Here is a 22,311-nt window from a genome sequence, read left to right as displayed (position 1 = left end):
AGAGACGTTCTCTTCCAGCCTAATTCTAACTTCTTAAAGATACTAAACTTTCAATTTACTCGGAACCCCCCGCTGTATCCAAGGTGATGTTAGCAGAATTCATTTTAGTCCTTCCTGTAATACTTAATTTCCTTAACCCGCCAATTACTTTTTCTTTTTCAATCAACACTAATGTAGATGTACCAGTTTTTTGGAAACCACCATCTTTCCAAATAGTAATGTAGTAAAAACCTTGAGTGAGGCTGTCGTTGAAACTCACTCTACTTATTTCGGGCCTAAACTTGAAATTTTCATTGGTATAATTTTCTTCAAAATCTATCGGTTCAATTTTGTATTTTTCATTCAAGTAAAGAGTATTATAACCAATATATCTTGACTTAAGTGTTGCAAAGTTTTTTGTGGTAGTCAAATCAAAGTAAACAATATCACTAGTATCATAGATATTAATTAACCAATCATTTTGCTTAATTACTTCAGGTAACGAAATCAAATTACCATCAAATGCTGCAATATGGACAATACTACATTTCTTTTCTACAAGCTCCTTAAAAATAAATTCCGATGAATTATCATCTTCATTGAATGGAATTGTATCATAAAAACTACTCAAATCATCTTCAACCCACTTACAATAGTTTGAATAATAAAATGATTCAAATACTTCAGGAAGAGTTTTTGAAAGCGAAGTAATTTCTTCATTTTCATAGACATAATTACCTTTACAACTAAGTAAAAGTATCATCTTTAAAATAATGAATATCCTCGGTCTCAACTTTTTTTATGATTTTCTGCTAACGGGATTCAGCTTGGAGCCGGCGGGCATTCAGAGTCGTTCCCTTCCAGCCTAATTCTAACTTCTTAAAGATACTGAATTTTAAATTTAACGGAACCGCCCGCTGTATTCCAAGGTGATGTTATGGACTGTTTTCAATTAACTGCCTTTCAAAAAAGTAAAAATACCTTATTATGTTTTCATATTTCCCTTCAAACAATCCATCAATTATTGAAATTTTTAATCCATTTGGATACTCCACACCCATATTAAATCTTGGAGAATCGGGTGGGTTTGAAAATTTCTCATCAGGATAATCTATTATTTTAACCACTTCTAATAGGTTATTTATTTCATTTATTATTTCAATATTAAAATTATACTCGTTTGGACCTTCTATTTCAGTGTACTCTATTCCATTAAAATTAACTGTGCCATCTGGAAAAATTTCTACTTGAAAAACTGGACAAAATCCATGACAAGGTTCAATTTCGAAGTATCGCCTATTAAAATTCATGCCTTGTGTGGATTCAAATTTTTGGAATGTATAACCTACATCATCAATTGCTAAGGTTAATTCATTGTCTTTTTCAAGTTTTACAAAGCAAGTATCATAGATGTTTTCAAAGTACTCCTGAGTGTTCTTGACGATTAGCATTTCATCATTAATGGTGAACTCAAACAAGCCTGGAGCTTCATAAATAGGATGCATCATTACTGAATCCCTGGATAAAAGAATTTTATCATCGTTAAACCAAAACCCATTTAGTTTTTGAGAAATATTTTCTTCTTCTCTTTTATTGCATGAAAGGAGAGTCAAAAATAAAAATATGTAGAAGGTTATCTTCATCGTTTTTGAAATAGTCCATAACTCGTTTATATGCGCAGTTTTATTGTACAATATATCCGTATTTTGTTGACTTGGTGCAGTTTTATTTCCTTTTATATATTCACTATATGATCGCAAACCTTCTTCAATCCCTCGATAACTTAGCGCTATTTTTAAAGTCCCTTTTTACCAATCCATTTTGAAACCATGGTCCGCTGGGTCAATGTGCCATTTGTCCAATAAACCTTTGGCTGCACGTAGATCGTAATGGTTGCGGTTCAATTCTTCTGTAGCTCCGATCATTCCCAGTACTGCCTTGTGGCTGAATTCGGAATCGTCTTCTATGCAGTCTATTACATTTAAAGCATGGGTTCTGGCAAAAGAATTGGGCGTCATCAATACCTCGGCCAAGGCTTGCCTTGCTTTGTCCTTTTCTCCCAAATTGTACAGGGCTTCTGCAGCAACTGATTTGACATTTGGAGAGGGATCATTTAAAGCCGCTTCCAGTTCTTTGATGGCTGACTGGGCTTTTTCTCCCAATATTAACAGCCCTGTTGCTCCCCAATACCGCTCGGCGGCTTCCTGGGAGGACAATAGGCTTATAAGTTGTGGAATGTCTTCTTCTTTTGCGGTGGATGCTAAATTGGCTCCGTCAATCAACTTTTCTAAATCCAGGTTGGATTCCCGCATATAATCATAGGCGGTGGTGCCTTTGGTCCTGTCAATCAATTCTGCCTCAGGTATAAAACCTGTATCCCAAATTTTCAACATCCATACCTTCGCCGCTTTTCGCATCCTTTCAAGATCTTCCTTGTATTTTGGATCATTGGCCAGGTTGTTCACTTCCCAAGGGTCATTTTCCGTGTCATACAATTCTTCCGCAGGTTTGGTATTCCAGAAGGCAGATTGTATTTCGTTACATTCGCCCGCTTTATAGGCTGCTTCCCAGGACCTGATAGAAGGTGCCCTGAATAAATACTCCAGGTACTGACCATAAATCCTGTAGGGAATGTAATTTCGAATGTACCTGAATTTCTGGTCACGCACTGCCCTACTCATGTCATAGCGCTCATCCATTCTCCCGCGAAACATGTACACATATTCCGGATCTGCCGTTTTCTTCTCTCCCAAAAAGGCTTCTCCCTGCAAGTATTCAGGAATATCTGTTCCGATAATGCTAAGTAGTGTAGGAAATAAATCCACAAAACTGATCATTCTATCTACCTTGTCTCCAGGTTTTTCTGCTGGAAACAAATGCTTGTATTTTTCTGGTATTCTTACGATAAAAGGCACTCTAGTACCGGTTTCATACACATAGCGTTTGCTTCTGGCCAATACTCCTCCATGATCGCCATAATAAAAGACAATGGTGTTTTCCGCTTCTCCACTTTCTTCCAATTCTTGAAGTAGCTGCCCAATTTTTTGATCCATGTCCTCCACCTTGTCATAATACTGCGCCCAATCATGGCGCATTTCTGGGGTATCCGGATGGTAAGGAGGTAAGGTCACATCCTCCGGTTTATGCCTAAGTTCTTCTGTAGGTATAGACTTATGGATGGAGCTTTCGTGGGTGATGGTGGTGTTAAAAACGGCGAAAAAGGGTTTACCTTCCGGCCTGTTTTTATAATGGGCATCTTTACTTGACTCGTCCCAAATATTTACATTTTGTTCGGGATTGATATTGTAATCCTCCTTGACATTGTTGGTGGCATAATAACCTGCCTCTCTCAACATTTGGGGATAGAATTTTACTTCATCCGATTTGTCATAATAACTCCTCATGTGCTGGTTGCCACCCGAGATCGCATAAATACCTGTCAAAATGGTGTTCCTAGCCGGGGCGCATACCGGCACATTGGCATAGGCATGGGTATAAAGAAAGCCCTCTGCCGCTAGGGCATCCATATTCGGCGTGGTAGCAAATTCATCGCCATAACAACCCGCTATGGGACTATTATCTTCACTGGTGATCCATAAAATATTGGGGAGAGGTAATTCTTCTGCAGACTTGGCACATCCAAAAAACAATACAAGTAAAAGGGAATATAAGGTCGGTTTCATTTTGGGATTTGATAATTATTAATGCGAAACTATAAATAAACTGATTTTTTTTGGTTTTTAGTGACTACCGATGAAAAACCAATAATTCACAAGTTCCCTCATCGCATATTTATAACTAAAAAGCCCTTCAAATATTTACCTATAACCTGATTTGGATTTATATATTTACAGGTAAGATGTCGTTTAAAGGATCAAGCAAGTACCCTCCTTTTTAATAGACACAATAAGCGTTTCAGGAAAATCCCCCATTAAGCTATTAAAACATCCAAGACCTAACTTTTTTATGGCAATTCTTTACAAAAAAGAAATAAAATTCTATATATTGTATCAAATATTTTCATAGTTTATGTCTACAATACATAGAGGACTTACTGTTACTGTCACTATAGATGAGGACAAGCTGAGTAATGTCAATGCCCTTTTATTTCAATTCCGAAACGATCTTAAAACCAACAGGGATCAATTCGAAAAGTCATTGCCTGGCACCTTCTTTATAAGTTGGCTGACCCTCCCTTCTCAAATTTATAATGAGACGGAGCGACTCCCTGCAAGAATTATTTTAATGACCAGTTATGTCGGGGACAAGCAAGAACATTTGAATGAACTGGTGGATTTTCTGGCACCACAACTCAACCAAGTGTTCGGAGAAAGTCATGAATTTCCAGATAATTATAAGGGGAAAGCAGACATGCTTAATTTCCTAAATAAAAAGAGCGTTGCCAACACCTTTTACAGTGGGTTTAAATTCTTGACCACTTCTGATGTGGCCAAGGAAAAAGAACTTAAATCAGCCGTATGGGAACATGCCCAACAATTGAATGCCACCAATGACGCCTCCCAGCTATCGCCTTCCTATATTAAGCGACAGATTGAAGACTTTGTCGCCAATAACCCCGCACTCAATTGGGCCGTAGAGGAAATTCCTTTTGCCCGACAAAATAAAATTCAAATGCTTTTGCCCCTTGTTCTTCTGGGACTGGTCATGGCTACTTCCATAATCTGCATTGTGCTTTGCTTTTTTATCGATGCCCTTTTCGTGAAAATTATGGCCTGGGTTTTCCCCTTATTTGTAATCATCATGGGAGGCTTATTGTTGCTGCTTCGCCAAAATGAAAAAAATCCTCATATGGCTAGTGAGGAATTGTCAGATGAGGAAATCAGAAAAATAGTAGCTTTGGAAACACATCCTGTTCTCAATGAAATGACAGTTATCGCCCCCTTAAAAAAAGGCTGGGTAAGAAGGGCTTTTCTATTTGTCAGCCTGAAATTAGTAAACTTCTTAACTTATTTTACTTATATCCCTACTGTTCATACAGCACGTTGGTTACAGTTAGACAAGGGAAAACGCCTGGTTTTTATTGCCAATTTTGACAACCTCTCTGAGGCCTATGCACATGACTTTGTAGACAGTGAGAAGAGGACCAAAAATATGGCGGTCATATTTAGCCATGCCTTTGGTTTTCCCGCTACCCGTTGGTTGATTCACAAGCAATACAATCATCGAAGCAAATACATGAAAGGGGTCAGGGCTCATCAGAAAATCACACAATTCTGGTACTGTCAAAATCAATACGAAAGTGTGGAGAATCTAAAAAGAAACAGGGCTTTCCGGGAAGGCTTGTTCAAGGAGATGGATGATGAAGCAATTAAAAAATGGCTATTAACGATTTGAAGCTATGGAATTGGAAAAAGAAGACATTCAAGGGTTAATGGTTCGTGGTCATGGAAACCTGACAAGTGCCAGGTTTTTACTGTACAATTGCACGGATCCCAAGGGCTCTTGTGATTTTTTAAAGGAAATAACGCCCTTAATTACGCATGCAGAAGAAAAACCTGAGGAAGAAGCCATCCATATTGCCTTCACCTACGAAGGGCTAGCCTTTCTAAACCTTCCAGCACCTGTTTTAAACAGCTTTTGTAGGGAATTTAAAGAAGGCATGTCCGCAGAACAAAGGAATAGCGTATTGGGAGATATAGGTGATAATGATCCTGAAAACTGGACCTGGGGCAATGACAGCATCCATTTTCTATTGATGGTGTATGCAAAAGACCAGGCCCAACTGGATAAAAGCATGCTCAGGATAAAAGAGCAAACGGACCGATGTGGCATTAAATTGATTCACACCCTTCCTACCGGCCTTTTACAGCATCAAAAGGAACATTTTGGTTTTAGAGATGATATTTCAAGGCCCGTCATTCGGGAACTATTAAAAGAAGCTCCTCCTGAAACTGCTACCACTTTTCCTGCCGGAGAATTCATCATGGGCTATAAAAACCTTTATGATGAATATGCTCCTGCCCCCTTTGTGCCTCAGGAATTGGACAAAAAAGAATTCTTGCCCTATCATCCTGATTATCCAGAAAGAAAGGACTTGGGGAAAAATGGCAGTTACTTGATATTCAGACAAATGCACCAAAACGTCCACGCCTTTTGGAAATACATGAAAGAACAAACGGATGAAAAGGCTGCAGCCATCAAATTAGCTAGTAAAATGGTTGGCAGATGGCCAGACGGTTCTCCCCTGTCGCTGTGTCCCATGCAGCCCGATTCCGCTTTATCCGAATCCAATGATTTTGGTTTTTGGGACGATGATCAGGCCGGACTCAAGTGCCCTATGGGTGCCCATATCAGAAGGACCAACCCCAGAGATCATCTGGTGACAGAAAAAAGCAAAATAGACTCCACTGAAATGGCGGCCAAGCATCAAATGCTGAGAAAAGGAAGGCCTTATGGCCCACCAATTACTCCAGCGTTGGATCCGAATGACATAATGGACGCAAGTGAGGATGAACAAGAAAGAGGGCTTCATTTTATATGCATGGTCACAGACATTAGAAGGCAGTTTGAATTTGTCCAAAACAACTGGGTTAGCTTTCATAAATTTGGAGGCTTGGAGAATGATGCAGATCCAATTATTGGCAACCATTACAACAATGGAAAATTCAACACGGATGAGTTCAGTGTTCCCAATTATCCTATTAGGAAAAAGTATAAAAATCTGCCCAATTTCACCTTGATTAAAGGGGGTGCCTATTTCTTTTTCCCCGGTATAAAAGCTTTACAATACATCGCAAGCCATGACTGAAGAACAAAACACCTTAGCCGAGGAAAAGGAAATCCAAGACCTGATCCAAACCATGAAGGAATACCTGGACAAGGAATACCTGGCTGGTGAAAAACTCAGGAATTTCCATCCTAAAATGCATGGTCTTCTAAAAGCGACCTTAACCATTCCAGTTGATTTGCCAGAGGAATTAAAGCAAGGGCTGTTTAAAAACCCGGGGATTTACCAAGCCTGGATAAGGCTCTCCAATGCGCCTCCTAAAGTAAAATCAGACAAGCCGGCCTCTGGAAGAGGGTTGGCGATCAAAGTGCTGGATATTCCCGGGGAAGTAATTGAGCCAGATCCCATAGGAGTGCCTACCCAAAATTTCCTACTCACCACCAGCCCTATTCTGTCCGCCTGGAATATTTCCTTGTACGCAAAAGCCATTAAAGCGGTATTGTTTGGGCTTTGGGAGCAACTTAAATTCGCGGTTAACCCCTCCCATTGGCGTAGTATATTCCTGACTTTTAAGTACAGTAAGAAACATGATAACCTGCTTTCACAAACCTATTTCTCAGGAGGGGCCTTTAAATTTGGTCCTGAGCTGTTTGTGAAATTTGTGCTGACTCCTGATGATCCTAACTTGGGCTACACCCTGGATCAAGCCAAAGGGGATGACTTTCTGAAATCACAATTGATCAAAGACTGCGAAACTACAGCCCATGGCTTTACGCTAAACGTACAAATTCATAAAAATGACAAGCTACAACCATTAGAAAACACCTCCATCGCTTGGGAAGCGGAGCTTATCCCAATTGCAGAACTGAACATCCCACAACAATCTTTTGACACTGCTGAGCGGGTAGAAATGGGAAAAGAGATGGAGTTTTCTCCCTGGATGGGACTAAAGGAGCATACTCCTGTGGGAGGAATCAACCGGGCTAGAAGAAGGGTCTATAAAGAACTGGCTGCTTATCGTAAAAAGTAATGCTGGGCTGATAATTTCATCCATTGCTAATCTATTAAATGCAAGAACACTCATTTTCAACTACTTGTAAATACAGATTTGTTTTGGTATTTTAGTAAAACACCTTTTTCAATTTACCTATTGCTGAAATTTTTATCGCCATCGTTTTATTTTGTGGCCTTGAATGAAAATTGAAACCTATTGAGAAAAAGCCTGGCTATGAAAGAGACTTGCATTTCCTTGATTTTGACAATAATGCTCGCTTTTTCTACTGTCGCGCAAGTGCCATCCATTGCTTTGCCATCAAGTCCTTCACCCACCCTTGCCAACCCTTCGATAGACGCACTCACTCCTTCAAAAGGGCTCCCCTACAAAGAAGAGATAAAACAAATTCATGCGCTAAAAGAAGCTTACGATTCACTGAATCAGCAGATCAAGGAATTAAAGACTACTAAATTAGACAGTGCTAAAAAGGACAGTCTGATAAATGCTGTGAAAACAGGTGGTCAAAAAGTACTGAGCCAGGAAAAGGAGATGCTACAAAACTTGGTATCCAGCCCAAATCCTTCAAGCGATAAATTAAAAAACAGCGCCAATTACCTTTCGAAGCAGGTTGAAATATCCCAGAAAGCCTTAAAACAAGCAGAAAACATTCCCGAAGTAGAAGCCATTCTCTTGCAAAATGAAGAGAACCTAAAGGCATTGAGCAACGAATGGCTAATGCCTGAAATTGAACAACAATTGAGCGGAAATTTGAACAATAAGATTGCCCCACAAAGCACCGAATTTGTAGATTTTTATGGGAAAGGAGCAATGAAAGAACTAAGCCGGGAGAACGTGGAAGGCTATCTTTCCATGGCACAAGCCAGGTCAATAACCAAAGAAAAGGCAAAAGATATCTCTAACGAATACTTGCAAAACATTGGCAATAATTACAGCAAAATAAACCTGGACTCCCTTGGGAATATCAAAGTTACCCCGCCAAATAAAGCTGTTGAGAAATTCAGTCTTAAAGCGCCTAACACCTTGAAAAAAGCGCCAATATTAGATAGAATGGGTTTGTACCTTTGGTATGATCCACTCACTTCATTTGGAGAAGGGGTATTTGGAGATCTTGGCATTAAATACAGCATTAGCAGTCAGTGGCACACCTTTGCTGGGTTAATAATCAAACGCCAATTTAAAAATCAATTGGGGCCAACGAGTACAGGTGAAGGAATAAAAGGAGGAATGCGCTTTAGCCTGGGAAATTGGTTGCTTCAGGGAGAGTTGGCAAGAAGTCGCATAAGCTTGGCGTATGCACCGGGTTATGAAAGCAAAAATTTTGATGGCGCCATCTGGTTATCAGGTTTAGGGGCAGGAAGAACCATTCCAATGGGGAAAAAGCTTCAATCGGTAGTTTTACTGAGCTGGGATCCTCTATTTAAAGAAAGTCGTGGCCTTTCAAGTTCCAGGTTTCAATTTAGAATTGGCTTTGAGTTAAAGCAATTGAAAAAAATCACAGAAAAAATTCCCGGAAACCTTATCCCCACAAATCCCCGCCCAAAGGCTACTTCCAAAATATTGGATTGACCAGACAGTCACAATTGATAAATTCCCGGATGTTAATAACAAACCACAAAGAGCCGGAAGCAAAGTTACAACACAGCTAGTAGGTGGGTGAACGTAAATTTAATTTTCTGCATCAAGGTTCAACCCCTTACAGGGTTGCGGGTGAGGGATGTAATGGCTTTTCCGTGAGTAAAACTCACGGTTATTATTGTTCAAGTCCTTCAGACTTGGGTCATAATACCCACCTTTCATAACAAACATTTATCAGAAATGTCAGGAAAAATTTTATTTAAAAATGTAATAGAGAGAAGCTTGTAGGTACAACTCAGCTAGTAAGTGTGTGAACGTAAATTTAATTTGCGCATCACGGTTCAACCCCTTACAGGGTTGCGGGTGAGGGATGTAATGGCTTTTCCGTGAGTAAAACTCACGGTTATTATTGTTCAAGTCCTTCAGACTTGGAATAGGAATACCCACCTATCTTAACAAACAATTATCAGAAATGTCAGGATCAATTTTATCTAAAAATGTAATAGAGAGAAGCTTGTAGGTAGGTACAACACACTTAGTAGGTGGGTGGACGTAAATTTAATTTGCGCATCGCGGTTCAACCCCTTACAGGATTGCGGGTGAGGGATGTAATGGCTTTCCGTGAGTAAAACTCACGGTTATTATTGTTCAAGTCCTTCAGACTTGGGGTAGTAATACCCACCTATCTTAACAAACATTTATCAGAAATGTCTGGAACAATTTTATTTAAAAAGTTAATCGAAAGAAGCCTGTAGGGCTTCAATAATAATAACCACGGGTGAAACCCGTGGACGGCCAATTCCACATCTATTCCTCAACCCCGATAGCGGGTTGAACAAGACTTCACATCACAAGCGTTACCCAATCATAGATTTCGGCTGTTAGGTTTTAAAGCTACTTTAAAGGTGCCCTGAAATTTGCAAACACTTATCAGAAACGTCAGGAACAGTTTATTTAAAAATGTAATAACCTGAGTTCGACCCAAGATGATGAAAAAATCGTCATTCCAAGACCTATCATTTCCGAAATGCAGAAATCCAGATGACAATATCCAATGCCGCACTCCAGCAGAGTGCAATCTTTGTGTTATATGTCCGATTTTCATATACATATTCAATTAAAAAGACAATTGTCACTTTTTTGCTGCAGGCCTGCCCTGAAGCGGAGCAACTCAGGGCCTGTCCTGACCCTAGTCAGTGGCCCAAAAAGTAACCAACCTGTCCAGAGACATCGGGAAAAAGCCCGCCGCTATGTATCTTTTTGGCTAAAATTTAAGGCCTCCCACACACAGGCAAACTCCTTGTTTTGGTTTCAATGTTGGCATTGCTTTTTTAATGTTAAACCAAAAACTTCGTCAAACAGTGCCTATGCCCTTGCCAATCGCTGCTTAAATTTCTTAACGCCAAAAAGCTACAAGGCGGAAATTAATATTTTTGTCATTCCGAGACTTTGCAGGGGCTTTACGTAAAGAAAGTCGAAGGAATCTTAAACGTTATGAGATTGCCACACCCTTTCCAACCTCCAACTACCCCTAAAAAGGGTTCGCAGTGATGGTGTATTCGTTTTTTTAGGACAATTTCAAATCGAACTGAAGTTAATCGAAAGAAGCCTGAAGGGCTTCAACAACAATAACCACGGTTGAAACCCGTGGACGGCCAATTCCATCTATTCCCCAACCCCGATAGCGGGTTGAACAATACTTCTCATCATAAGCCTTATCCAATCTTAGATTTCAGCTATTAGGTGTTAAAGCTACTTTAAAGGTGCCCTGAAATTTGCAAACACTTATCAGAAACGGCAGGAACAGTTTATTTAAAAATGTAATAACCTGAGTTCGACTCAGGACGATGAAAAAATCGTCATTCCGAGACCTATCATTTTCGAAATGCAGAAATCCAGATGACAATATCCAATGCCGCACTCCAGCGAAGTGCAATCTTTGTGTTATATGTCCGATTTTCATATACATATTCAATTAAAAAGACAATTGTCACTTTTTTGCTGCAGGCCTGCCCTGAAGCGGAGCAACTCAGGGCCTGCCCTGAGGTGATTCAGTGGTCAAAAAACTAACGAACCTGCCCTGAGACGTCAGGGAAAACCCCGCCGCTGAGTAGCTTTTCGGCTAAAATTTAAGGCTTCTCGCACACAGGCAAACTCCTTGTTTTTGGTTTTAATGTTTGCGTTGCTTTTTTAATGTTAACTAAACCAAAAACTTCGTCAAACAGTGCCTGTGCCCTTGCCAATCGCTGCTTAAATTTCTTAACGCCAAAAAGCTACAAGGCGGAAATTAATATATCTGTCATTCCGAGACTTTATTAGGGCTTGGTGTAGAGAAAGTCGAAGAAATCTCCAACGGTATGAGATTGCCACACCCTTTCCAACCTCAACTACCTCTAAAAAGGGTTCGCAGTGATGGTGAAGCCGTTTTTTTGGACAATTTTAAATCGAACTGAAGTTAATCGAAAGAAGCCTGTAGGGCTTCAATAATAATAAGCACGGGTAAATTCCATGGACGGCCAATTCCACATCTATTCCTCAACCCCGGTAGCGGGTTGAACAAGACTTCTTGTCACAAGCGTTACCCAATCATATATTTCGGCAGTTAAACTGAGTTCGATTATAAAATAGTGCCAATTACGGGATATAATCACTTCCGAAGCAAATCGATAATCGCATGCTAAAGCAAACCATTTTACAATCAACCCAAATCTCATTTTCAGCGACTCTCCCATAATCAAGAATGCAGAGCCTGTCCCGGCCAAAGTCGGGAGGGATTTTAATGGGAATAATAAAGCTATCACGAAATTGATATTAGTGACGGTTGCGAAAAAAATCCCCTTCCCCCCTTTAAAAGAAAGGGGGATTTACCAATCTGCTTTTTCTGTGTCTATTTCAGGGAGGGAACTGCTTGACTAAATAAACCCAATTTTACCAGCAAGTATTTAAATCGATCTGAAGTTAGAAGTTAATCGAAAGAAGCCTGTAGGGCTTCAACAATAATAACCACGGGTGAAACCCGTGGACGGCCAATTCCACATCAATTCCTCAACCCCGATAGCGGGTTGAACAATCCTTCTTGCCACAAGAGCCACCCAATCATAAATTCGGGCTGTTAGGTTTTAAAGCTATTTTAAAGTTGCCACAAAATTTGCAAACAGTGAAATCAAACAAAGGATTATGAATCCTGGATACGCGACAAAAAGGCATTTTTGAAAGTCTCCCCACCAAAAAAGGCTTGTTGGACTTCCCAATCTTTAAATCTTGGAAAGGCTTTCTCAACTCGCTCTCTGTACCAAGGCTCTACAGATAGCCCCCAATGTGGAATGGCACCAAAGTCCAGCAACTCTCTTTCTAAACGCTTAAACAAAGGCAAGCTACCAGTCACTCCTTTTACGCTCACCAACTCAATCATACAAATATCTTGTTGGTTCATCATGGATAAATGGGCATCACATTGTTTGACAAATCGCAAAGAAAAAGGTGCTGCCAACAGGTGTTGGTAAGCCTGGGCTTCTTCACAGACTTTAATGATTAGGTCTACCGCATCGAAAACCTTTTCCAATGGAAAGCCAAATTCTACTGCATAGCCATAGAATTTTAGTTCCCCCAACCCCTGATCCAGCACAAAACGAGACTCATCTTCAAAGCCTCCTCCTTCATCTCCACGATGGTCGATTAATCTGTGAATGGAATTGTTGGTCATTGCAGGAATGGCCTGGTGATTTTTATTGAACACCCAAGGGGAAAGCCTACCTGAAATTGCTATTCCTGAGATAAAGGAGGAAATATAATTCCTTTCTCTCCCCGCCTGTTCTGTATTTGGTTTTTCACTGTAATCTCGGGTAGTCACCAGGCATTTTCTTTGTTTGCCATCTTCAGTGGCGGCAGTCATGTCCCGATAAGGATTGATCAAAACTTCAAAATGTCGGTGCGCATTGATGAATGTGTACACATCCTCTTTCTGCATCTCTGCTTTAAGTTCTTCCCAATTGTAACTGATCCTTTCTTCGAAAAGTCTATAATTGGGTTGGGCTTCTAAAATCATAGAAAACACAATCCCTACAGAACCAATTCCAACCATTACTGCATTGAATTTTTCATCGTCCTGAATCAATTCAATCCCGTGTTTTTTCACTTCTTCATCCTTATTAAATTCAATAGGATTAGTTATTCCATCGCTAGGTTCTACCCTGAAAATCTTACCCCCTTTTCCTACAATGGTCATTGATTTGGCAAAAGCTGAAACAGGACCAATTCCAATTCCAGAACCATGAGTTGAGGTAGAAATGGCCCCAGTAATGGACTGAATGCTTGAGCCCCCCTGATTGATCAAGGCCAATTTATGATAAGTCAACGCTTGAATTAAATGCCTGATTTTTGTTCCTCCCCCTGTCTCAAAGAGGCAATGCTTTTCCAATGTTTTTTTATTGCCGAAATTCACGGCAACATCAAACCCATTTTTATATTCCTCTTTTATCCATTGTTTGGCAGGTCTCTGGGTCATGTTCATGTTTTGGGTGCAAACCAAAAAATCTTCACATTGGGCTACTGCCGTAAGCGCATGTCCAGAACCTACTGCCCTCACTTTTCTATTTTCTTTCTCAGCATTTTTCACCATTTCACTCACATCCAACAAGCCCTTAAAATCATACCATTGACAGGATTCATCCTCGGGAGAGAAATTTTCATAATCCCCATTGCCCGGCACAAAAAACTTCAAAGGCTCAGAAAAATGATTGCCATACCAATTGCTCCACATCCGCCTGAGAGGCTTGTCCTTCTCAAAAAAATCATCTCTGGTCAAATCCTTATCGAGGGATAAAATCACACACTCATGGGCTGCCATTTTCTTATTCAATTGGCCCTCGATGAGCCTTCTAATAAACCTTGGTGTAACCACAAAATTGATAATGTTTACCCAACGGTTTCTTTTCGTTCTCGAACAATGATGCGTAAGGGTATCGTCCAATACTTCAATATGCGAAGGAACATTCTTTCTATTAAAAACTACCTGAACCAATAATCCAAAAAGCACCCAAGAGACTACTGTATTACCTTTCTTCCAGGTAATAAATTTCGTTAATGCGGACATGTATCTAATCTTCTATTTTAAAAACCATTAAACAACTACCTAATTTATTGAAAATATTAAAAACACGCATGATTTACGCTTCATTAATTTCAATTTATTAACAGTCTAGGCGTTCCCTTAGAAATGACTGCTTGCTTTATATGGGTTATTCGATATCTTTGTGTCCATATACTATGCACGGGGTGCTTGACATTTGTCAGGCTGAGAAAATACCCGAAACCTGATTTGGATAATGCCAACGTAGGGATGCAAGCCAGATTTCCTTTTGTAATTTGAAGCTACATTCCACTGGTTTTTTCCGGTCGAATGTTTTTTTTATAAACGAATTACAAAATGGAAATAGAAAAGCAAAAAACTGGGCTGATTCCTCAGCAACAGAGAAACTGGCAAAACAGACCCGAATGGTTTTTCAACCGAGACCATACTGACACCTATGAACTTTGGTATGAAGGCCGCTACAAAAGAGCTGAAGTCTGGCAGAAAAAAATAATGGAACAGTTGGTGACCAAAGACAAAAGGGTGAAAACCTTATTGGAATTTGGCTGTGGCACGACCAGGTTCACTAGATGGTGGAAAGAAATTGGCATAGAATCCACTGGTGGAGACATCTCTCCTTTAATGCTTTCTCAGGCCATTCATTTGTTTGATGGTGACCTGGTAATGGCAGATTCACACCACATGCCCTTCAAGGACAACACATTTGATTCCCTCGCCTTTATCACCACTTTCGAATATTACAAAGATCCGGTAAAAGTGATCCGTGAAGCGGCAAGAGTTGGCAAATATGGCATTGCGATGGGAATGATGAACAAGAACTCCCCTAAAGTACTTCGCCGCAGGGTGCAACAACTTTTTGGCAAGAACCCATTTTATGTTACGGCAACATTTTACACCCCAAACCACCTGATCAAAATAATAGACGAGGCCTTGGAAGGGAGGGATTACACCATTAGCTGGTCTTGTACTGGTTTGCCTAGTTGGTTCCCTGTACAGCAATGGAACATGCCCTACGGAGATTTCTTTGGGCTATATGTGCAGTTTAACGACGTTAAATAGATGAGCGAACAAGTCGGAAAGGTAGATGAGCGATTATTGGGTGATTTTATCACCTCCCATTGTGGGAAACTCAATAAAAATGTAAGTGTAGGTCCTGGTTTTGGCATTGATGTGTCTATTGTTGAATTACCGGGAGGACAGGCCATGGCCCTCACCAGTGATCCTCTTTCCTTAATTCCAACCTTGGGATTACAGGAGTCCGCATGGTTGTCCGTTCATTTAATGGCCAACGACATGGCCACCACAGGTTTTGCGCCACAGTATGGACAATTTGTTTTGAACTTGCCAGCGACTTTGAGTCAGGCTGATTTCAAAATTTATTGGCAGTATATACATGAGTATTGTGCTGCTTTAGGTGTGGCCATCACCGGAGGCCATACCGGTTTTGTAGAAGGACAAAATTCCACCATTGCAGGAGGAGGTACCTTTATATGTGTAGGCCCCAAAGATCAAATGCTGGCGACTCCTAAAGCTCAGGAAGGTGACTGTATTTTGATCACCAAAGGAGCGGCAATCTCTTCGGCTGCTATTTTGGCCATGAGCTTTCCGAAAACGGTAACCAACAAGCTCGGAAAAGAAGTATTTCAAGAAGCTGAAGCTTCCTTTCAATTCACAAGTTCTATTAAGGATGCACTCATTGCTGCTGGAAACCCTGAGGAAAAGAATGTAACCGCCATGCATGATGTCACCGAAGGAGGAGTACTGGGAGCCATTTATGAATTGGCCAGTGCTGCCAATTGTGGAGCAGTTATCAATGAGGAGTTGATCCCCGTTGGAGCTGTTCAGGCAGCGGTTTGCCAGCTTTTCTCCTTAGATCCAAACCATTGCATTGGAGCAGGTGCCATGCTCATCACTTGTAAAATGGAGCAGGTAGAGAAAATAAAAAGCAGGTTGGCGAATGAAAATATTGACTGTACTGAAATAGGCCAGTTAACTTCAGCTGACAAGGGAATTTTAATTGATAAAGGTGGCATTAAAGCCCCTATGATTTATCAGTCGACAGACCCCTATTGGGAAGCTTTTTTTTGGAGCATATAAAAAAGGTTGGCAATGAAAAAACTAAATATACAAACGGGAAAAGGTATTTATCTGGTGATTGACCCATCGGACAAACCAGAGGAAATATTGTTCCCTACCCTTGAAAAACTATTTACTTTTCCTCTTTCCGCTGTACAAATATGGGATCATTTCGGAGAAGGACAAGATGCAGTAGCATTTACCAGTAAAGTCGTGGAATTGGCTGCTGCTTATGACTTTCCAATTTTGGTAAACAATAGATGGGATTTACTCAAAGTAAAAGAGGTAGACGGCATCCATTTGGACAGTATCCCTTCGGATTTATCCTCCATCAATGCGTTTTTGGACAAAAAACACTTGATAGGATTGACGGTCAACAATGACCTTGAATTGATCCGTCAGGCAGCCAATCTGGGATTTGATTATGTTTCCTTTTGTTCTGTATTCCCAACCAATACCACCCAACATTGTGACTTGGTAAGCTTCGATGTTATCAGAGAAGCTGGTAAAATCACAGACATGCCCCTATTCTTGGCTGGAGGGATCAAAACTGAAAATCTACCCGAACTCCAAACGCTGCCCCATTCAGGGATAGCTTTAATTTCAGGTGTGATGCAAAATCAAGACCCCGTCAGCGCCTTACAAAATTATTTTAATTCATTACAATCAAAATAACGATGAGATTATCCACAATTGATAAATTATGTTGCCCATTTGATAAAGCTGATCTGGAGTTGACCAGTATAACAGAAGATACAGAGAAACGAATTTTAGAAGGCTGGCTACACTGCAAAGAATGTAAAAGGATCTACCCTATCGTCAAAGGATTACCCATTATGAATCCGGATGAATACAGAGAGGTAGAATTGGAAAAACCATTATTGGAAAAATGGAGCAAACACCTCGAAGGAAAAACGGTCAGCAATTTCCGTTTAATCGAAGCCGGAAAAGATATTTAACCTTAAATAATTTTACCCAGATTGTGTAATGTACAATGCATTGCATGATCTGGTTTTATAAGTTTTTCCCAATCTACCTACCAGACCAATATTCCCCTCCTAGGATTACCAACTATTTCACCACTCGTATAGCATCCTTTTATACTTTCTACATTTTGAAAAAACCTTTTCAACAAGGTTAGCCTCCAGGAAAAGGCATATGTCGCAATGGTTATGTACAGACGCTAAACAACTTTGTCGTTTATTGTAACTTAATTTTTATATTGAAGGGCAGAAAAACTCCTGTTTAAAAATTGTATGCGATTAAAAAGACCTAGAATTCGGCGGAAAATTTTATTTACATTAGAAAGGCAGTTGGTAAAAGGTGCTCAGTATCAGCTTTTGGTAGTTGCAGCATTGATAGGCATGATTTCCATTTTTGGGGGATTATTAGTGATACCTACTGATACACCCAATCAATCCTTAGGCGAGGCTGTCTGGTGGGCATTCCTCCGACTTACCGACCCTGGTTATCTAGGAGATGACCAAGGCAATTGGCGCCGCTTTATCTCCACCTTGCTTACAATAGCAGGCTATGTGATATTCCTGGGTTCATTGGTGGCCATTATCACTACCTGGATGAACAGGAAAATTCGACATTTAGAGCAAGGGCTTACGCCAGTAACGGCCAATAACCATATCGTCATCCTGGGTTGGTCCAATAGAACAATCCATATCGCTGCCGAAATCTTCCAATCCTCTGGAAGGTTGAAAAGATTGTTTGAAAAGTTTAACATCAAGAAATTACAATTGATTATCCTATCTGAAGAGGTAAGTCCTTTTCAGATGCAGGAGTTAAAGGACAATCCAATGATTGGCCGCCGAGCCCACGAAATAATTTTGCGTACAGGAGTAGCGATTGACAGGGAGCATTTACGAAGGGTGGATGCGCTAAATGCCGCGGTCATTATTATTCCAAGTTTGGCCTATGACCGAAAAGAGCTGATTAATCCAGATGTGGAGACCATAAAATGTTTGCTTTCTTTAAATGCTGAAGCCAGGCAGTTTAACTTCACTACGCTTCCCTATGTCATCGCCGAAATTCAGGATGATCATAAGATAAATGCCGCCTACAGGTCCTATAGCGGACCTTTGGAAATCATTGGTAGTAATGCAATCATTAGCCGCTTAATGGCGCAAAACATCCGTCATCCAGGGCTTTCCCAAGTGTACAACGAGCTCTTGTCACAGTTGACTAAAAACAATATTTTTACCCAGGAATTTCCAGAAACGATTAATCTCCCATTAGAATCTGTTAAAAAGGCTTTCACTAAAGCGATTGTTTTGGGAATAGTTAGAGAGGAAAATGGTGCCTTTGTTCCTTACTTAAATATTGATGGCAATGAAATCATAAAAGAGAAGGACCAGTTGATACTAATCGCCAGAAATTTCTCAGACCTGGAATTGCATAAGGACCTAATTGAAAAAGAAGGAACCCATCTCCCTAAGAAAAAGGCCTTGTCTGTAGAGGAACAGACGGGAATAATTAGAATTTTGGTATTGGGCTGGAATGAGCATGTGCCCTCTTTAATCAAAGAATTGACCACCTATGAGGATGAATCCTATTACATTAGGATCGTCTCTTTAAAACCCCTTCAAGACAGGAGAAAGGATTTTGGGATCATAAATGAAGAGCATAAAAGGATAGAAATAGACCATATAGTCGCAGATTATTTAAGAGAGTCCGTCATCAAGAAAGTCGAAGCGGAAACATTTGATCATATCTTAATGGTAAGTAGTGACAGGATGGAGGAAGAAGAAGAGGCAGATGCCAGGACCATGGTGGGCTTTGTTTTGCTAGAAGAGGTATTGGAAAGGTCCATAAAAAACCCATCTATTTTATTGGAATTGGCTGACCCTAGTAACGAATCCTTGCTAAAATCATTTCAAAGCGAAGTAATCATCAGCCCAATGATTTTGAGTCATCTACTGGCAAGTATAGCCATGCAGAGAGAGCTTTATAGCATATACAATGAGTTATTTACGGTTGGGGGGCCTGAAATAATCTTTAGGAACATTGAAGAGTACGAAATAAATGTTGCCACAGCGACTTTTTCAGAATTAGAAGAACAGGCTTCGTCCTATGGTGAAACTGCTCTTGGGGTATTTATGCAGGGAGACAAAGGGAAACGTCTTGTGTTAAATCCACCAAAAGAGGTTACAATAAACTTGTCTGCCATTGACAGCCTTGTAATCCTAACGACCGTTTATTAAAGCTAAAATGGGCAATAGGCTTTCTACGAGAGTATAAATCCCATTGCAATATTCCATCTTACCCTAGATAGACTTAGAGTAATCATAGTAAAATTAAGTCATCCTCCCGATTTATCAGCCCTAAAGGGGCGAAATATAACAGCCACGGGTAAAGCCCGTGGTTCTGTGAATCCACATTAAATGATTTTAGCGGTATTGTTGCTTGTTTTCTGCAACAATGCTGACAAAATCTTGAGCCAAGTAAGCTAATATAATTATGGATATTAATTAACCCCTTAATATGATTTAAAGGCTTTAGCTATTGGTTACACTTATCACTTCTTGTTCATTTTTTCCCCTGAGTTGCTACGCTTCAGGGCAGGCCCTGAGTGAATTGTAATTCAGGGCAGGCTTAACACAAAAACGAACCAAAAAAATCAAGGCTCTATGTAAATCTTAACGCAAAATGAATACTCACTGGCTAAACAAAAAAAACTCAGCCGAAAAGGCGTCAGACAGCTTTTTTGTTCTTAACGCCATTGAGCAATCCATTTTTACTAATTTCCATAAGGCCGGAATAAAAAGAAATTGGTATTGATTTTTATTAACTGCCAAACGTTATTTATTACCGAGGTTTTAGAATTCCATCTAATTCTCCATTGATTTAAATTCCGTGCATGTCAATTTTACCGTTACCTAAAACTCCGGAGGAGTGATATTTTTGTAGCTAGGGGTGCAAACCCCTGGTAGAAATAACATACACAGCTTGATTTTGGCGGTATTGTTGCTTGTTTTTTGCAACAATACTGACAAAATCTCGAAGCAAGTAAGCAACCTAACATTAGATTTTTCCTTTTCTTCGAATCCAGGCGTAATAAAAACAGGTATTGGTTCGATAGAAGTAAGCTACCAAACCCTAATTTTAGCCAATGTCTTCGAATTCAGGTGAAAAAATAACATTTCATACCCCGAATAAATACATTTGGATACCCTATACCATACCCCTATTTGATATATTTGAACAATGTTAGGGACGTGTAATACAAACACTATATACCTTATCAAAACCTATTTTTCCGAACTACCGGTTTCTCATAGACCGGTAGTTTTTTTTGACTTTTCTCTAAAAAAATCCAATGCTAGCCTATTCCTATTCAGAGCTCGACTCTTTTCCTCGGCATGTTTGATAAAATCAAATTCTGCTCAATGGCGCCACGCTTACGTTTTTACAAATTTCCATTTTCCTTTTCTAAAAAACCACAAGGCAATCACCGCATGAAGAGAATGGCAAAAGGCAATGGTAATAAATATACCCGTTGTATTGAGCCCATAGACGATCGCTAAATAATAGGCCAAAGGAATTTCCAATAACCAGAAAACACTAATATTAATGTACGCAGGTGTGGTGGTATCCCCTGCACCATTGAAGGCTTGAACCATCACCATGCCTACCGCATAAAACACATAGCCCAGAACAGTCACCTTTAATCCTGTTGCCGCAATAGCCCTTACTTCTTCTTCCTGTGTAAATACCCCTACTAGCGCATCTGCGAAAAATAAATAGATTATTGTAACTCCTGCTAAAAACATAAAGTTATACCTGGCAGTAAGGTAAGTGGCAATTTCTGCACGGTATGCTTTGCCCGCCCCCAAATTTTGCCCAACAAGTGTCGCCGCGGCTGCCGATAAACCCCAGGCCGGCATTAGACTAAAAAGCAATATTCTAAAAGCAATGGTGTATCCCGCTACCGCTACACTACCAAATTCAGAAGCGATTCGCGTAAGCACTATCCATGCAGCAGAGTCGACCAAAAATTGCCCCATTCCTCCTATCGATATAATAATGATTTTCTTAAGCGTCCCCCAGCGGATCACAAGGTTAGAAGACCTTATAACCAAGCGGTGTTTGCCATTAAAGAGGTGGTACAATTGGTACAGCACACCTATACTTCTACCTATAGTAGTGGCCCAGGCAGCGCCAACCAAGCCAAGGCCTTCAATAGATCCAAGACCAAAAATTAACAATGGATCCAAAAAGATATTCAATCCATTGGAAATCCACAATGCCCGCATTGCCAAATGAGCAGACCCTGCACCTCTGAATATACCATTGATCAAAAACAATAGCATAACAGCCGTATTGCCCGCAAAAATTATTTTGGTGTAGGAGGTCCCTGTTTCTAAAACTTCTGATTCAGCTCCCATTAATCGGAGGATGTCTTCCGCAAAATGAAAACCAGCAATTCCCAAAGCCATAGACACCAATACGCCTACCAACAACAACTGGAAAGCCAATGTCCCAGCTTGCTTATAGTTTTTTTCACCGAATCTTCGCGCCACCAAAGCGGTGCCTGCCATACTAATGCCGACCCCAAGTGAATAAATTATTGATAACACGGCTTCAGTGAGACCTACGGTGGCTACGGCATGTTCGCCAAGCCTACCAACAAAAAATATATCCACTACTGCAAAAAGTGATTCCATGATCATTTCCAGGATCATCGGAATCGCCAAAAGAAATATACCTGTCTTTATGGGTAGTTTGGTAAAGTCCTGCTCACTCCCACGGATGGCAAGTAAAAATAATTGATAGGTAGAAACTAGCTTTTTCATAAGGGTAATCAATTGCCAAAGAGCTGTAGATTTATCTGGTATTGACCTACCATTATATACTTTCTATATTCGAAACTAAGGTTAA

14 protein-coding genes and 1 riboswitch are annotated in these 22,311 nt (G+C 40.2%); of the genes, 9 read left to right on the top strand and 5 right to left on the bottom strand.

Annotated features, from left to right (window positions below; all coding sequences use genetic code 11):
* Nucleotides 1-55: 55 nt before the first annotated feature.
* The 3 genes from ADICYQ_RS03570 to ADICYQ_RS03560 form a co-directional block, all read right to left on the bottom strand.
* A complete protein-coding gene (locus ADICYQ_RS03570; RefSeq protein WP_040414344.1) occupies nt 56-742 on the bottom strand; it encodes a hypothetical protein in 687 nt (228 codons plus the stop codon).
* A 172-nt stretch (nt 743-914) separates the two neighbouring features.
* Nucleotides 915-1,673 (bottom strand): DUF6438 domain-containing protein, encoded by a 759-nt coding sequence (locus ADICYQ_RS03565; RefSeq protein WP_235114343.1) that lies wholly within the window; start codon nt 1,671-1,673, stop codon nt 915-917.
* Nucleotides 1,674-1,787: 114 nt separating this feature from the next.
* Nucleotides 1,788-3,662 (bottom strand): sulfatase-like hydrolase/transferase, encoded by a 1,875-nt coding sequence (locus ADICYQ_RS03560; protein ID WP_040414340.1) that lies wholly within the window; start codon nt 3,660-3,662, stop codon nt 1,788-1,790.
* 346 nt (nt 3,663-4,008) lie between these two features.
* Between ADICYQ_RS03560 and ADICYQ_RS03555 the strand changes: the two genes are divergently transcribed.
* The 4 genes from ADICYQ_RS03555 (at nt 4,009) to ADICYQ_RS03540 (ending at nt 9,248) form a co-directional block, all read left to right on the top strand.
* Complete coding sequence (locus ADICYQ_RS03555) at nt 4,009-5,334, top strand: hypothetical protein (RefSeq protein ID WP_020891663.1); 1,326 nt, start codon at nt 4,009-4,011, stop codon at nt 5,332-5,334.
* Nucleotides 5,335-5,338: 4 nt separating this feature from the next.
* Complete coding sequence (locus tag ADICYQ_RS03550; protein ID WP_020891662.1) at nt 5,339-6,748, top strand: Dyp-type peroxidase; 1,410 nt, start codon at nt 5,339-5,341, stop codon at nt 6,746-6,748.
* A complete protein-coding gene (locus ADICYQ_RS03545; protein WP_020891661.1) occupies nt 6,741-7,697 on the top strand; it encodes a catalase family protein in 957 nt (318 codons plus the stop codon). Before ADICYQ_RS03550 ends, ADICYQ_RS03545 begins: the two co-directional genes overlap by 8 nt.
* A 198-nt stretch (nt 7,698-7,895) precedes the next feature.
* Complete coding sequence (locus ADICYQ_RS03540; protein WP_146948637.1) at nt 7,896-9,248, top strand: hypothetical protein; 1,353 nt, start codon at nt 7,896-7,898, stop codon at nt 9,246-9,248.
* A gap of 3,184 nt (nt 9,249-12,432) precedes the next feature.
* Here ADICYQ_RS03540 and ADICYQ_RS03530 read toward each other — a convergent pair.
* Nucleotides 12,433-14,349 (bottom strand): D-arabinono-1,4-lactone oxidase, encoded by a 1,917-nt coding sequence (locus ADICYQ_RS03530; protein ID WP_020891655.1) that lies wholly within the window; start codon nt 14,347-14,349, stop codon nt 12,433-12,435.
* 168 nt (nt 14,350-14,517) lie between these two features.
* Nucleotides 14,518-14,613: riboswitch (TPP riboswitch) on the top strand.
* Nucleotides 14,614-14,682: 69 nt separating this feature from the next.
* Between ADICYQ_RS03530 and ADICYQ_RS03525 the strand changes: the two genes are divergently transcribed.
* The 5 genes from ADICYQ_RS03525 (at nt 14,683) to ADICYQ_RS03505 (ending at nt 19,634) form a co-directional block, all read left to right on the top strand.
* On the top strand, nt 14,683-15,405 hold the full coding sequence (locus ADICYQ_RS03525) for a class I SAM-dependent methyltransferase (RefSeq protein WP_020891654.1): 723 nt from the start codon (nt 14,683-14,685) through the stop codon (nt 15,403-15,405).
* Nucleotides 15,406-16,443, top strand: coding sequence for an AIR synthase-related protein (locus ADICYQ_RS03520; RefSeq protein ID WP_020891653.1), 1,038 nt, complete (start codon nt 15,406-15,408; stop codon nt 16,441-16,443).
* A gap of 12 nt (nt 16,444-16,455) precedes the next feature.
* Complete coding sequence (locus ADICYQ_RS03515; protein WP_020891652.1) at nt 16,456-17,097, top strand: thiamine phosphate synthase; 642 nt, start codon at nt 16,456-16,458, stop codon at nt 17,095-17,097.
* A 2-nt stretch (nt 17,098-17,099) separates the two neighbouring features.
* A complete protein-coding gene (locus ADICYQ_RS03510) occupies nt 17,100-17,381 on the top strand; it encodes a Trm112 family protein (protein WP_040414334.1) in 282 nt (93 codons plus the stop codon).
* A gap of 297 nt (nt 17,382-17,678) precedes the next feature.
* Nucleotides 17,679-19,634: a CASTOR/POLLUX-related putative ion channel gene (locus tag ADICYQ_RS03505; RefSeq protein ID WP_020891650.1), complete on the top strand. Its 1,956-nt coding sequence runs from the start codon at nt 17,679-17,681 to the stop codon at nt 19,632-19,634.
* Nucleotides 19,635-20,831: 1,197 nt separating this feature from the next.
* Here the strand turns inward: ADICYQ_RS03505 and ADICYQ_RS03495 are convergent.
* Nucleotides 20,832-22,226, bottom strand: a complete 1,395-nt coding sequence (locus ADICYQ_RS03495) for an MATE family efflux transporter (RefSeq protein ID WP_020891648.1) — start codon at nt 22,224-22,226, stop codon at nt 20,832-20,834.
* Nucleotides 22,227-22,311 lie beyond the last annotated feature (85 nt).

This window comes from Cyclobacterium qasimii M12-11B, assembly GCF_000427295.1.
Classification (GTDB): domain Bacteria; phylum Bacteroidota; class Bacteroidia; order Cytophagales; family Cyclobacteriaceae; genus Cyclobacterium; species Cyclobacterium qasimii.
Note: the sequence above shows the minus strand (reverse complement) of the source record. Positions and strands in the feature narration are given on the sequence as shown.

What these genes read in the sequence shown, in the direction of transcription:
- ADICYQ_RS03570 (WP_040414344.1), bottom strand. Translation starts at nt 742, where the DNA reads ATGATACTTTTACTTAGTTGTAAAGGTAATTATGTCTATGAAAATGAA.
- ADICYQ_RS03560 (WP_040414340.1), bottom strand. Translation starts at nt 3,662, where the DNA reads ATGAAACCGACCTTATATTCCCTTTTACTTGTATTGTTTTTTGGATGT.
- ADICYQ_RS03555 (WP_020891663.1), top strand. Translation starts at nt 4,009, where the DNA reads ATGTCTACAATACATAGAGGACTTACTGTTACTGTCACTATAGATGAG.
- ADICYQ_RS03550 (WP_020891662.1), top strand. Translation starts at nt 5,339, where the DNA reads ATGGAATTGGAAAAAGAAGACATTCAAGGGTTAATGGTTCGTGGTCAT.
- ADICYQ_RS03545 (WP_020891661.1), top strand. Translation starts at nt 6,741, where the DNA reads ATGACTGAAGAACAAAACACCTTAGCCGAGGAAAAGGAAATCCAAGAC.
- ADICYQ_RS03540 (WP_146948637.1), top strand. Translation starts at nt 7,896, where the DNA reads ATGAAAGAGACTTGCATTTCCTTGATTTTGACAATAATGCTCGCTTTT.
- ADICYQ_RS03530 (WP_020891655.1), bottom strand. Translation starts at nt 14,349, where the DNA reads ATGTCCGCATTAACGAAATTTATTACCTGGAAGAAAGGTAATACAGTA.
- ADICYQ_RS03525 (WP_020891654.1), top strand. Translation starts at nt 14,683, where the DNA reads ATGGAAATAGAAAAGCAAAAAACTGGGCTGATTCCTCAGCAACAGAGA.
- ADICYQ_RS03520 (WP_020891653.1), top strand. Translation starts at nt 15,406, where the DNA reads ATGAGCGAACAAGTCGGAAAGGTAGATGAGCGATTATTGGGTGATTTT.
- ADICYQ_RS03515 (WP_020891652.1), top strand. Translation starts at nt 16,456, where the DNA reads ATGAAAAAACTAAATATACAAACGGGAAAAGGTATTTATCTGGTGATT.
- ADICYQ_RS03510 (WP_040414334.1), top strand. Translation starts at nt 17,100, where the DNA reads ATGAGATTATCCACAATTGATAAATTATGTTGCCCATTTGATAAAGCT.
- ADICYQ_RS03505 (WP_020891650.1), top strand. Translation starts at nt 17,679, where the DNA reads ATGCGATTAAAAAGACCTAGAATTCGGCGGAAAATTTTATTTACATTA.
- ADICYQ_RS03495 (WP_020891648.1), bottom strand. Translation starts at nt 22,226, where the DNA reads ATGAAAAAGCTAGTTTCTACCTATCAATTATTTTTACTTGCCATCCGT.